The following is a 12,005-nucleotide window of genomic DNA, read 5'->3' as shown; positions in this document are numbered from 1 at the left end:
ATATGTATGTACAAGCAGATATTGGCACTGCATGTAATCTGGTGTCAAGCACCGTCCAAGGAGGCCGCCGTGACCGACGAGCAGAGCTGGGGCCGCGTCGTCGCGCTGCACAGCCGGGTCGAGCAAGAGCTCGCGAAAGCGTTGCAGCGCAAGCACGGCCTCGGCCTTTCCGAGTACCGCGCGCTCAGCCATCTGACCGTCGCCGAGGGCGGCTGCCTGCGGATGCAGGACCTCGCGGGCGCGATCGGGCTCAACCAGAGCTCAGTCAGCCGGATGGTCGCGCGACTCGAAGAGGCCGGGCTGACCGTGCGCGATCTCTGCGAGAACGACCGCCGGGGCGTCTACTCGCTGATCACCGAGGACGGCCGCGAGCGGCAGGCCAAGGCGGAGCCGACCTACCAGGACACGCTGCGCGGCGCGCTCGACAAGGCGGCCGCGGACCCCGAACTGGCCGAAGCGGTCGCCGCCATGCGTCACGCTTGACACCGTATATGCCTCGCTGGGTATATTACCGCCACGGCACCGACGAGGAGGTCATCCCAGTGGAGCGCGCCACCCTGCACACCGTCGAAGAGCGGCCGATGCTGCGCCTGGAACGGAAGCTGGCGCACCCACCGGAGAAGGTCTGGCGCGCGATCACCGACCCGGCCGAGCTCAAGCACTGGTTCCCCGCTGCGGTGAAGGCCGAGCTCAAACCGGGCGCGCCCATCGAATTCGCCTTCGACGACGTGAGCACCGTCGGCGAGATCCTCGACTGCGATCCGCCGCGGCTGTTCGCCTTCACCTGGAACGAAGACGTGCTGCGCTGGGAGATCACGCCGGACGGTGACGGCTCGCGGCTGCTGTTCACGCACACCTTCGGCCGGGGTGAACCGGCGATCGCGGCGCTGGCGGCAGGCCGCAACGCGACCGGCTGGGACGTCTGCCTCGCCGCGCTCGAAGCGCGGCTCGACGGCGGCACCTCCGAGCCGCCTGCCAAGTGGCTGGAGCCGATGGCCGCGTATGTCGCCGAATTCGGGCTCGACGAGGGCGAGGTCGTCGACGGTGTCGTGCGGTTCCGGCGCGACCTGGTCTGGAAGACGCTCGACGAGGTGTGGGAGCTCCTGACCGAGGGCGAACCGGTCGAACCCGGCGGCAAGGCGCCGCTGCGGGCAACGAATCAGTACGTGCCCGCGGACGAGGTCGTCACCGCCGAGAAGCCGCGCGTGCTCGAATACCGGTCAGGCGACGGGGTCGTGCGCTGGGAATTCACTCACGACAGCTTGGACGGCACGCGCGTCGAAGTCACCCAGACTCACGTCACCGAGGAGCAGCGGCCCACGGTCCTCGCGGCTTGGCACACCCACCTCGACCTGTTCTTCGCGGCCACGCACGGCGAGATCATCTGCCCGTGGCCGGCCGAACGCACCGAAGAACTCAAGGCGCGCTACGCGGCTAAGTGACGATCATTTCCCTGGCCGCGACCCGTAGCGCGGCGCCGACCAGCGCGGCGACGGCCTGCGAACGGGCCTGCTCCGACCAGGCGATGACCACGGTCTGATCCTCGGCGATCAGGTCTTCGGAGTCGAGCCCGGCAAGGTCGTGGTGCGGGCTCAGCAACGCGACGTCGGCGCTGCCGTCACGCACCATCGCCTCGCCCTCGTGTCCGTTGTAGACGACCTCGACCGGCAGCGCGCCCGCTTCCTGTTCGTACGCGGCGAGAATCCTGGGCAGCAGACCGAAATCGGCGCCCGGCCTCATGACCAGCAGGAGGCGCCGTTCACTTTGCCCGGCGCGCTTTGCCCGGCGCGCGGCGGCTTCGACCGACGCGAGCACCGCACGCCCTTCGACGAGCAGCACTTCGCCCGCCGGGGTCAGGGAAACCTTGCGGCTGCTGCGTTCCAACAGGATCACGCCCAAGCGGCGTTCGAGCTGGCGGATCGCCCTGGACAGCGGCGGCTGGGCCATTCCCAGGCGCTGAGCGGCGCGACCGAAGTGGAGTTCTTCGGCCACGGCGACGAAGTAGGCGAGCTCCCGCGTTTCCAGCCGGGTCATACCTCAGGGTATCGGGACGGGCCGCGCCCCCTTCTCCTACCCGGGGATGACGGACGCGAGACCGACGCGCGGGCCGCGTCACCCGGCTACCGTTCGGGACGTGACCGCAGAACCCATGCCACCGTGGCTCGCCGGACGGCTCGGCCGAGGCTGGCTGATCGCGTTCGACCTGGTCGCGGCCGCGGCGCTGCTGGTGGCCACCGCCGGGAACACCGGGGCGCGGACCTGGGATTTCCCGGTGTCCGTGCCGCGCTGGGTGGCCTGGGTGCTGGCCTTCGCGGTGGTCGTCCCGGTCGTGACCCGGCGGCTGTGGCCGCGCTTCGCGTTCGGCTTCAGCCTGGTGGTCCCGTTCCCGGCGATCCTGGTCGGCGGCCCGATCTCCGGGCTCGCCAGTGTCGCGATGGCGTTCGCGCTCTATCCGCTCGCGGCCACGCTCACCCGCCGCCGGTCGCTGACGGCGCTGGGCGTCGCGATCGCCGAAGTCGTCGCGACCAGCCTCGTGTTCACGTCACTGTCGACACTCGCCACGATCACCTTCGGGGCCGCGGTCCTGACTCTCGCCTGGACAACCGGACGAGCGTCGCTCGAACGGCGCGAGTTCGCCGCCGAAGCGGCGGAATCCTATGCGCGGCAAGCGGTTTCGGAGGAACGCCTGCGCATCGCCAGGGAGATGCACGACGTCGTGGCGCACAGTATGAGCCTGATCGCGGTCAAGGCCGCCGTCGGTAACCACGTCGCCGCCGAGCAGCCAGAGGAGGCGCGCGACGCGTTGCGTGTCATCGAGACCACGAGCCGCGACGCGCTCGCCGAGATGCGCCGCATGCTCGGTGTGCTGCGGTCCGGTGAGGACGCGCCCGAACTCGGCCCGGCGCCGGACGCGACCAGTCTCGACGGGCTGGCCGAGCGGGCGGCGATGGCCGGGGTCCAGGTGGAGCTGACCGCGACCGGGGTGGACGATCTTCCCGACGGGGTGGGGCTTTCGGTGTACCGGATCGTGCAGGAGGCGTTGACCAACGTGGTGAAGCACGCGGCACCGGCGAGCGCGCGGGTCACCGTCGCCGCCGACGGCGAGTCCGTCACGATCGAGGTGGCCGACACCGGCTCGGCCAGGCTGCCCGGCCCGCCCGGGCACGGCCTGATCGGCATGCGGGAGCGCGTGATGGTCTACGACGGCGAGTTCGAGGCGGGCCCTTCTCCCGAAAGTGGCTTTCGGGTCTTCGCCAGGCTCCCCTATGAGGCCGCCCGATGACCCGCGTGCTGATCGCCGACGACCAGGCGCTGCTGCGCGGCAGCTTCCGCGTGCTGGTGGACAGCGTGCCGGGGCTGACCGTGGTCGGCGAGGCCGCGGACGGCGTCGAGGCCGTGAAACTGGCGCGCTCCGAGCGGCCGGACGTGGTGTTGATGGACATCCGGATGCCCGAGATGGACGGCCTCGAAGCGACCCGCCTGATCTGCGGAAACCCGGAGACGTCCGACGTCAAGGTGCTGATACTGACCACCTTCGACCTCGACGCGTACGTCTACGCCGCGCTGCGGGCGGGCGCGAGCGGCTTCCTGCTCAAGGACACCCCACCGGCTGAACTCCTGTCCGCCATCGGGGTGATCGCCGCGGGCGACGGCCTGCTCGCGCCGTCGATCACCCGGCGGCTGATCGCGGAGTTCTCGCGCCGCCCCGAACCGGCGTCCGGCCCGACACCGGGGCTCGACGGCGTGACCAGCCGCGAAAAGGACGTGCTCGAACTCATCGCGAAAGGCATGTCCAACACCGAAATCGCGGAATCCCTGCACGTCAGCCTGGCCACGGTGAAGACCCACGTCGGGCACCTGCTGGCCAAGCTGCGCTCACGCGACCGCGCCCAGCTGGTGATCGTCGCCTACGAGTCCGGCCTGGTCAAAGCCCGGGGATAAAGCGGGCTTTATGCCGGACCGGGATAAAGCCCGCTTTATCCCGGGCTTCAGGACACGTGGCCGGTGACCTTCTCGGGCACGACGCGGACGACGACCCGGACCGCGCCGGGCGCGTCGTGGCCGGCGGGCTTGCCGTCGTACTTCCACGAGAGCTTGTCGTCGAGCTCGCGGCCACCCTCTTCGGTGATCGTCGCGCGGCCCCGGATCTCGGTGTAGTTCTCCGGGTTCGCGCGCTCCATGATCGTCACGCTGACCCGGGGGTCACGGCGGATGTTGCGGTCCTTCAGCCTGCCCGCGACCGTCGAGAACACCAGGTCATCGCCATCGAGCCCGACCCACATGGCCGAACTCTGCGGACCGCCGTCGGCGTTGATCGTGCACAGCGTCGCGTAGTTCGGGCCGTCGACCAGCGCACGGACGGCCTCGGAAAGCTGGATCCCCATACCGATCAAGTTACTCGTGAGTTGTGAGGTTCGCGACGCGGCACGCGACAGGGCCGCAACGTGGCTAAGCTGCCCGGTCATGAGCAGTGCGACGCAGCCACTCGGTGACGAGCAGCCTGACATCCACACCACGGCAGGCAAGCTCGCGGACCTCTATCGCCGTTACGACGAGGCAGTGCACGCGGGCGGGGCTCGCGCGGTGGAGAAACAGCACGCCAAGGGCAAGAAAACGGCGCGCGAGCGCATCGAACTGCTGCTGGACGAGGGCTCCTTCGTCGAACTCGACGAGCTCGCCAGGCACCGCTCGACCAACTTCGGCCAGGAGAAGAACCGGCCGTACGGCGACGGCGTGGTGACCGGCTACGGCACGGTCGACGGCCGCCCGGTGTGCGTCTTCAGCCAGGACGTGACCGTCTTCGGCGGGTCGCTCGGCGAGGTATACGGCGAGAAGATCGTCAAGGTGATGGACCTGGCGATCAAGACCGGCCGCCCGATCATCGGCATCAACGAGGGCGGCGGCGCGCGCATCCAGGAAGGCGTCGTCTCGCTCGGCCTGTACGGCGAGATCTTCACCCGCAACGTCAAGGCGTCTGGCGTCGTCCCGCAGATTTCGCTGATCATGGGCGCGAACGCGGGCGGGCACGTCTACTCCCCCGCGCTGACCGACTTCGTGGTGATGGTCGACAAGACCTCGCAGATGTTCATCACCGGCCCTGACGTCGTGAAGACCGTGACCGGCGAAGACGTCACGTTCGAGGAGCTGGGCGGCGGCCGCACGCACAACACCAAGTCCGGTGTCGCGCACTACCTGGGCGACAACGACGAGGACGCGATCGCGTACGTCAAGGAACTGCTGTCGTTCCTGCCGTCCAACAACCTTTCCGAGCCGCCGGTCTTCGACTCGACGGAACCGCCCGGCGGCTTCTTCGACGACGTCACCGACTCCGACCGCGAGCTCGACACGATCATCCCCGACTCGCCGAACCAGCCGTACGACATGCACGAGGTGATCACCCGCGTCGTCGACGACGGCGAGTTCCTCGAGGTGCACGAGCTGTTCGCGCCGAACATCCTGGTCGGCTTCGGCCGCGTCGACGGGCACGCGGTCGGCATCGTCGCGAACCAGCCGACGCAGTTCGCCGGCTGCCTCGACATCGACGCCTCCGAGAAGGCAGCGCGGTTCGTGCGCACCTGCGACGCGTTCAACGTGCCGGTGCTGACCTTCGTCGACGTGCCCGGCTTCCTGCCCGGCACCGACCAGGAGTGGAACGGCATCATCCGCCGCGGCGCGAAGCTGATCTACGCCTACGCCGAAGCGACCGTCCCGCTGGTCACCGTCATCACGCGCAAGGCGTACGGCGGCGCGTATGACGTGATGGGCTCGAAGCACCTCGGCGCCGACCTGAACCTGGCGTGGCCGACCGCGCAGGTCGCGGTCATGGGCGCGCAGGGCGCGGCGAACATCGTGCACCGCAAGACGCTCGCCAACGCCGCGCAGGAGGGCAAGGACGTCGACGCGCTGCGTGCCGAGCTCATCCAGGAGTACGAGGACACGCTGCTCAACCCGTACGCCGCCGCCGAGCGCGGCTACGTCGACTCGGTGATCGTGCCGGCGCACACCCGCGGCCACGTCGCCCGCGCGCTGACGCTGCTGCGTGACAAGCGCGAAGCACTGCCGCCCAAGAAGCACGGCAACATCCCGCTGTGAGGTGCTCATGACCGAACCACTGCTGCGCGTCGTGCGCGGCAACCCGGACGAGTTCGAGCTGGCCGCGCTGACCGCCGTGGTCGCCGCGGCCGCCTCGACCTGGGCCGCCGTGCCACGCGAGAAACCCGCACGCACCTCGTGGTGGGGCGATCGCTCGATGGCGGTCCGCCGCCCGCTGCATCCCGGCGAAGGCGCGTGGCGCGCCTCCGCCCTGCCGCGCTGAGCTACTCCTCGATGGCGCCGCCGACCGCGCGCAGATGCTCGCGGAAGGTCAGCGCCGGGTTTTCCTCGCGCCTGGCCAGATAGGCGTCGAAACGGACCTGCTCGCGCAGTGAAACGCCCGCCCCGATGATCTCGGCTTGGCGGTGTTCGGTGTCGCGGATGCCTTCCGCCAGGCCGAAAAGCTCCTCGACACGCTCGCGCGGCACGAAGAGCACGCCGTCGTCGTCGCCGAGCACGAAGTGGTCGCGGGTGACCGTCCACTCGCCGACCCTCGCCGACTCCAGCGCGCCTTCGGGGCGTGGGGTGACCGACAGCGGGCCGGTCGGGATCGAGCCCATGCTGAACACCGGCAGCCCGATCGCGCGGATGTCGGCGGTGTCGCGGTGCAGGCCCCAGATCACGATCCCGGTCACGCCCGCGGTCTGCGCCTCCAGCGCGACCAGGTCGCCGACACAGGCTTCGTCGACGCGGCCGCCGTTGTCCACCACCAGCACGTCGCCCGGCGAGCACTCCTCGAACGCCTCGAGGAAGGTGTCGACGCTCCCGGTGTGCCGCGCCGGGGCGACCGGCCCCAGCAGGCGGGTGCCCGGCTCGACGGCGTGCAGCGACACGCAGCGCACCGGGACATCGGCGCGCACGCACGCGTCGGCCAGATGTGCGGTGGTCAACGTCGCGAACCGCTCGCGAAGCTTGTCCATGCGGGTGTCCCTTCAGAGCGTCTTTTCGAACCAGTGATGGGCGTAGTGCTCTTCGTTGAACGCCTCCACCTCGCGATACCCCGCCGCGCGGTAGAGCCCGATCGCTTCGATCAGGGTGTGGTTGGTCTCCAGCCGGAGCGTGCGCACGCCGCGCTCGGCCGCGCGCTGCTCGACCTCGGTGAGCAGACGGCGGCCGAGTCCCAATCCCCGCACCGCTGACGAGACCCACATCCGCTTCACCTCGGCGTGGTCTTCGCGGAACTTGAGCGCGACACAGCCGACCGGGTCGCCGTGCAGCGCGGCGACCAGTAGCAGGCCGGACGGCTCGGTGAGTTCCTCGTCGTCGGCGGAGATGCTCTGCTCCGGGTCGAAGTCGAAGCGCGCGGCCAAGTCGGCGAAGTAGGCGCGGACGCAGTAGCGGGCGTCGGGATGGCGCGGATCGAGCACGGCGACGTCGACCATGGACGCGACCAGCAGCCGCTCGACCTCACCCATGGCCGAGACCAGCCGCTCGCGCTGTTTTTCGTTGAGTGGCCCCAAAATCGACTCGGCAAGCCCGTCGGAGAGCCGGTCCAGCTCGGCGAGTTCGGCCAGCCCGGCAGGGGTGAGGCTGGCGGTGCGCACCCGCGCGTCGGTGTCGTCGGTCTCGACGGTGACGAGGCCTTCCGCTTGCAGCGCACGCAAAAGACGGCTCAGGTAACCGGAATCCAAGTCCAGCCGCGAGCGCAGCGACCGCAGTTCGCTCGCGCCGGTCCCGATCTCCCAGAGCAGCCGGGACTGCCCGAGCGAGCGCCCGCGCGCGAGGTAGGCGTCGTCGAGCGCGCCGATCCGCTGGGTGACGGTCCGGTTGAACCGCCGCACCCGCTCCACCGTGGCCGGATCCATCCTCTGACTTTAGTCAGAGATTCGTCGTCACGTAAAGCGGTCTAGGCGACTACTAGTCGAGGTCGTATAGTCCACGTGGAATAAACGAGCCGGACTCATCCGCTAGGAGTAATGATCATGGGCGCGCCCAAGCAGCCGCTGACCCCGTTGGCCATGGCCATCCTCGAACTGCTGCACGAGCGCCCGATGCACCCGTACGAAATGACGCAGATCATGCGGTACCGCCGAGTCGACTATCGGGTGAAACTGCGCCCCGGCTCGCTGTATCACACGGTCGAGCGGCTCGACGGCCAAGGACTGATCGAGGTCGTCGACACCCAGCGCCAGGGCAGGCGCCCGGAGCGCACCGTCTACGGCATGACCGAACACGGACGCGACGTGTTCACCGCGCAGGTGCATCAGATGGTCGCCACCCCGGCGGACGAGTACCCGGAGTTCCCGGTCGCGCTGTCCGCGCTCGGCGAACTGACCCCCGAGGAAGCCGTCGAGCAGCTCAAGATGCGGGTGATGAACCTGCGTGCGCGGCTCGCCGCCGACCAGGTCGTCATCGAGCAGGTCACCGCGGACAACCTGCCGCCCATGTACTGGATCGACTACGCGTACTCGCACCACCAGCGGAAGTCCGAACTGGACTTCACCCAGCAGCTCATCGAAGACCTGGAATCCGGGCGCATGCCCTGGCCTGACGAGTCGGGCCACCACCTGGCCATAGTGAAAGACGAGAAAAATGACAAAACCGGTTAACCCATGGGCCGCGCTTTCCGCGCTGTGCCTGGGTTTCTTCATGATCCTGCTGGACACGACCATCGTGTCCATCGCGATCCCCGCGATGTTGAGAGAACTGAACGCCGGCCTCAACGCCGTGGTCTGGGTGGTCAGCGTGTACCTGCTGACCTACGCGGTCCCCATGCTGTTCACCAGCCGTCTCGGCGACCGCTTCGGCCCGAAGCGCGTCTTCATGGCCGGGCTGATCGTCTTCACCGGCGCCTCGCTGTGGTGCGGCCTGTCCGGCACGGTCGAGATGCTCATCGCGGCGCGCGCCGTGCAGGGCCTCGGCGCGGCGCTGATGACGCCGCAGACGTTGGCGTTCATCACGCACCTGTTCCCGCCCGCGAAACGGGGCCCTGCCATGGGTTTGTGGAGCGCGGTCGCCGGCGTGGCGACCATCGTCGGCCCGCTGCTCGGCGGCGTGCTGGTCGATCACCTCGGCTGGGAATGGATCTTCTTCGTCAACCTGCCGGTCGGCCTGCTCGCCTTGGTGCTGACCATGATCCAGGTACCCGACTGGCAGCCCAAGCACTCGCATTCCTTTGATCTGCTGGGAATCCTGCTTTCGGGAGCGGGGCTCTTCTGCCTGGTCTTCGGGCTCCAGAACGGCCAGCAGTACGACTGGGGCAAGGTGACCGGCCCGATCACGGTCTTCGAGATCATCGGCGCGGGCGTGCTGCTGATGGCGGCTTTCGTGCTGTGGCAACACTTCAACCGCCGCGAGCCGCTGCTTCCGTTGCAGGTCTTCGCCAACCGCAATTTCTCGGCGGGCACACTCACCTCGGTGACGGTCGGCTTCGCGATGACCGGAATGTTCCTGCCGATGGTCATCTACATCCAGTCGGTGCTGGAGCTGTCACCGACCAAGGCCGGCCTGCTCACCGCGCCGATGTCGTTGCTGGCGGGTGTGGTCGGCGCGTTCGTCGGCCGCGCCTCGGACAAGTTCAACGGCAAGTACCTGGTGATGATCGGCCTCGCGGGCTTGGCGGCGGGCCTGGGCGTCTTCGCGCTGCAGGCCACGGTCACGACCAACCCGTGGGCACTCGTGCCCGCACTGCTGGTGTGCGGCATCGGCATCGGGTTCATCTTCGCGCCGATGAGCAACGTGACGATGAGCTCGGTCGAGCCGCGCCTGGCGGGCACGGCCTCGGGCATCTTCAACACGGCCCGTCAGGTCGGCGGCGTGATCGGCAGCGCGGCCATCGGCGTGCTGCTGCAGGCCAGGATCTCCGCGGCCATGGCGGATCACGTGGCCCCGCAGGCCGCACTGACCACAGCGGCGAAGGAGACCTTCGTCCTGCCGATCGCGGTGCTGCTGCTGGGCATCTTCGCCGCGCTCGCGATGCGCAAGACCACCCCGCGCACCACCGCGGCCCCGGTCGAGGTCGCGGCTTAAAAGAGGTCGTGAGTGTTTTCGCCGGTTAGAACCGGCCGCAACACTCACGACCCAAGAGTGAAGGGCTTCTCCCATCCAGGAGCGGGATCCGGATGGGAGAAGCCCTTCTGCCGCGGGAGAGAGATCAGCGGCGGTAGGTGAGCCCGTAGCCGTACGGGAAGAGCGCCTTCTTTCCGTCTCCGACATTGATGGGCTCCTGCGCGAAGCTGGACGGCCAGCTGACCGTCAGCTTGCCGGTCGGCTTGTGGTCGCCGAACAGCACGTCCGAGACGCCCGCGCCTTCACTGCCCGGCAGCCAGGCCTCGACGAGACCGTTGAACCCGGGCAGTTGCTCTGCGATGTCCAGCGGCCGTCCGGACACCAGCACGACCACCACCGGCACACCGGTCGCCTTCAGCTTGGCGATGGTGGCGAGGTCCTCGGCGTCGAGGCCGAGACCCTTGGGCCGGTCGCCTTGTCCTTCGGCGTAAGGCGTTTCGCCCACCACGGCGACCGCGACCTTGTAACTGGCGTCGATTCCGTTACCCGCACGGTCATAGGTCACCGTGGTTCCCTTCCCGGCCCCGGACTTGATGCCGTCGAGGATGGTCGTGCCCGGGATGACCGGGCCGCTCTGGCCTTGCCAGGTCAGCGTCCAGCCGCCGCTCTGGTTGCCGATGTCGTTGGCGTTCTTGCCCGCGACGAAGATCTTGTTGTTCTTCTTGTCCAGCGGCAGCACGCCGTCGTTCTTGAGCAGCACCTGGGATTCGCGGACCGCCTCGCGGGCGAGGTCCCGATGTTCCTTGCTGCCAAACGTCTTCTGGAACGACCGGTCGGTGTAGGGGTGCTCGAACAGGCCGAGTTCGAACTTCTTCGCGAGGATCCGCTTGTTCGCGTCGTTGATCCGGTCGAGCGTGACGTGCCCGGCGGCGACCTCGTCCTTGAGGAAGGTGATGAACTGCGGCGCGTCCCAGGGGACCATGAACATGTCGATGCCCGCGTTGACCGAGAGCCGCACCTCGTCGTGCGTGAAGCCTTCCTGGCCGTCGATCTGGTTGATCGCGTTGTAGTCCGAGATCACGAAGCCGTCGAACCGCAGTTCCTTCTTCAGCACGTCGGTGATCAGGTACTGCTGGGCGTGCATGCGTGTGCCCTGGAAGCTGGAGAACGAGATCATCACCGAGCCGACGCCGCGTTTGATGGCGGCCTTGAACGGCGGCAGGTGGATCTTGCGCAGCTCGGCTTCGCTGATCACCGTGTTGCCCTGGTCGACACCGTCGAGCGTGCCGCCGTCACCGATGAAGTGCTTGGCGGTGGCGAGCACGGATCCCTTGCGCTCGCCCAAACGCCGTCCCTGCAGGCCGGTGATGGCGGACGAGTTGTCGACGGCGTCGTCGGGGTGCTCGCCGAACGATTCGTAGGTGCGGCCCCAGCGGTCGTCCCGCGCGACGCACAGGCACGGGGCGAAGTCCCACTGCGGCCCGGTGCCCGCGACCTCTTCGGCGGTGGCACGGCCGATCCGCTCGACCAGGTCCGGGTCGCCGGTGGCGCCGAGCCCGATGTTGTGCGGGAAAATCGTTGCGCCGTATACGTTGTTGTGCCCGTGCACGGCATCGACGCCGTAGATCGTCGGGATGCCGAGCTGGGTGCCGACGGCCGCCTTCTGGTAGGCGTCGACCATGTCGGCCCAGCCGGTCGGGGTGTTGGACGCCGGCACCGAGCCGCCGCCGGAGAGGATCGAGCCGAGCTTGAGGTCGGCGGCCTGAGCGGGGGTGACCGCGCCGCGCTCGGCCTGCACCATCTGCCCGATCTTGTCGTCCAGGCTCATCCGCTTCAGCAAATCGTTGACTCGCACGGAAACCGGGAGATGCGGGTTCTTGTAGAGGGGCCCGTAGCTCGCCGACGCGGCGGGAGCCAAGACCGTGCCGGTGAGGAGAACACCGGCGAGCACAGCGGTGTGCGTC

Annotated in this window: 13 protein-coding genes; 8 read left to right on the top strand and 5 right to left on the bottom strand. The window is 68.5% G+C overall.

Annotation, left to right across the window (positions count from 1 at the left end; genetic code table 11):
- The first annotated feature begins 69 nt into the window (after window positions 1–69).
- The gene (locus BLV57_RS29060) at window positions 70–483 is read left to right on the top strand and encodes a MarR family winged helix-turn-helix transcriptional regulator (protein ID WP_245757558.1); all 414 of its coding nucleotides are present in this window, start codon (window positions 70–72) and stop codon (window positions 481–483) included.
- A gap of 8 nt (window positions 484–491) precedes the next feature.
- Window positions 492–1,442: an SRPBCC family protein gene (locus tag BLV57_RS29055; protein WP_245757557.1), complete on the top strand. Its 951-nt coding sequence runs from the start codon at window positions 492–494 to the stop codon at window positions 1,440–1,442.
- Here BLV57_RS29055 and BLV57_RS29050 read toward each other — a convergent pair.
- Complete coding sequence (locus BLV57_RS29050; RefSeq protein WP_176968858.1) at window positions 1,435–2,034, bottom strand: LysR family transcriptional regulator; 600 nt, start codon at window positions 2,032–2,034, stop codon at window positions 1,435–1,437. The genes BLV57_RS29055 and BLV57_RS29050 overlap by 8 nt on opposite strands.
- 100 nt (window positions 2,035–2,134) lie before the next feature.
- Between BLV57_RS29050 and BLV57_RS29045 the strand changes: the two genes are divergently transcribed.
- Together BLV57_RS29045 and BLV57_RS29040 are read left to right on the top strand one after the other, a co-directional pair.
- The gene (locus BLV57_RS29045; RefSeq protein WP_245757556.1) at window positions 2,135–3,283 is read left to right on the top strand and encodes a sensor histidine kinase; all 1,149 of its coding nucleotides are present in this window, start codon (window positions 2,135–2,137) and stop codon (window positions 3,281–3,283) included.
- Entirely contained in the window at window positions 3,280–3,942 is a 663-nt protein-coding gene (locus BLV57_RS29040; protein WP_091294043.1) for a response regulator, read from the top strand. Before BLV57_RS29045 ends, BLV57_RS29040 begins: the two co-directional genes overlap by 4 nt.
- Before the next feature lie 47 nt (window positions 3,943–3,989).
- On the opposite strand, the gene BLV57_RS29035 is transcribed toward BLV57_RS29040, so the two are convergent.
- Window positions 3,990–4,385, bottom strand: coding sequence for a PPOX class F420-dependent oxidoreductase (locus BLV57_RS29035; protein WP_091294042.1), 396 nt, complete (start codon window positions 4,383–4,385; stop codon window positions 3,990–3,992).
- Window positions 4,386–4,464: 79 nt separating this feature from the next.
- Here BLV57_RS29035 and BLV57_RS29030 point away from each other — a divergent pair, with 79 nt between their 5' ends.
- Together BLV57_RS29030 and BLV57_RS29025 are read left to right on the top strand one after the other, a co-directional pair.
- A complete protein-coding gene (locus BLV57_RS29030; protein WP_091294040.1) occupies window positions 4,465–6,093 on the top strand; it encodes an acyl-CoA carboxylase subunit beta in 1,629 nt (542 codons plus the stop codon).
- Between the two features lie 7 nt (window positions 6,094–6,100).
- A complete protein-coding gene (locus BLV57_RS29025; RefSeq protein WP_091294038.1) occupies window positions 6,101–6,316 on the top strand; it encodes an acyl-CoA carboxylase subunit epsilon in 216 nt (71 codons plus the stop codon).
- Between the two features lies 1 nt (window position 6,317).
- On the opposite strand, the gene BLV57_RS29020 is transcribed toward BLV57_RS29025, so the two are convergent.
- Window positions 6,318–7,013 carry an RraA family protein gene (locus tag BLV57_RS29020; RefSeq protein WP_091294037.1) on the bottom strand — a complete coding sequence of 232 codons (696 nt, stop codon included), beginning with the start codon at window positions 7,011–7,013 and terminating at the stop codon, window positions 6,318–6,320.
- 12 nt (window positions 7,014–7,025) lie between these two features.
- Window positions 7,026–7,898, bottom strand: coding sequence for a bifunctional helix-turn-helix transcriptional regulator/GNAT family N-acetyltransferase (locus BLV57_RS29015; protein WP_091294036.1), 873 nt, complete (start codon window positions 7,896–7,898; stop codon window positions 7,026–7,028).
- A 117-nt stretch (window positions 7,899–8,015) separates the two neighbouring features.
- On the opposite strand from BLV57_RS29015, the gene BLV57_RS29010 reads away from it, so the two are divergent.
- Together BLV57_RS29010 and BLV57_RS29005 are read left to right on the top strand one after the other, a co-directional pair.
- On the top strand, window positions 8,016–8,642 hold the full coding sequence (locus BLV57_RS29010) for a PadR family transcriptional regulator (protein ID WP_091294278.1): 627 nt from the start codon (window positions 8,016–8,018) through the stop codon (window positions 8,640–8,642).
- On the top strand, window positions 8,626–10,062 hold the full coding sequence (locus BLV57_RS29005; RefSeq protein ID WP_091294034.1) for a DHA2 family efflux MFS transporter permease subunit: 1,437 nt from the start codon (window positions 8,626–8,628) through the stop codon (window positions 10,060–10,062). The genes BLV57_RS29010 and BLV57_RS29005 overlap by 17 nt, the downstream gene beginning before the upstream one ends.
- Window positions 10,063–10,186: 124 nt before the next feature.
- Here the strand turns inward: BLV57_RS29005 and BLV57_RS29000 are convergent, their stop codons facing one another.
- A complete protein-coding gene (locus tag BLV57_RS29000) occupies window positions 10,187–11,992 on the bottom strand; it encodes a glycoside hydrolase family 3 protein (RefSeq protein WP_091294033.1) in 1,806 nt (601 codons plus the stop codon).
- Between the last annotated feature and the right edge of the window lie 13 nt (window positions 11,993–12,005).

The sequence above is a fragment of the Amycolatopsis xylanica genome (assembly GCF_900107045.1).
In the GTDB taxonomy this organism is placed as follows: domain Bacteria; phylum Actinomycetota; class Actinomycetes; order Mycobacteriales; family Pseudonocardiaceae; genus Amycolatopsis; species Amycolatopsis xylanica.
Note: the sequence above shows the minus strand (reverse complement) of the source record. Positions and strands in the feature narration are given on the sequence as shown.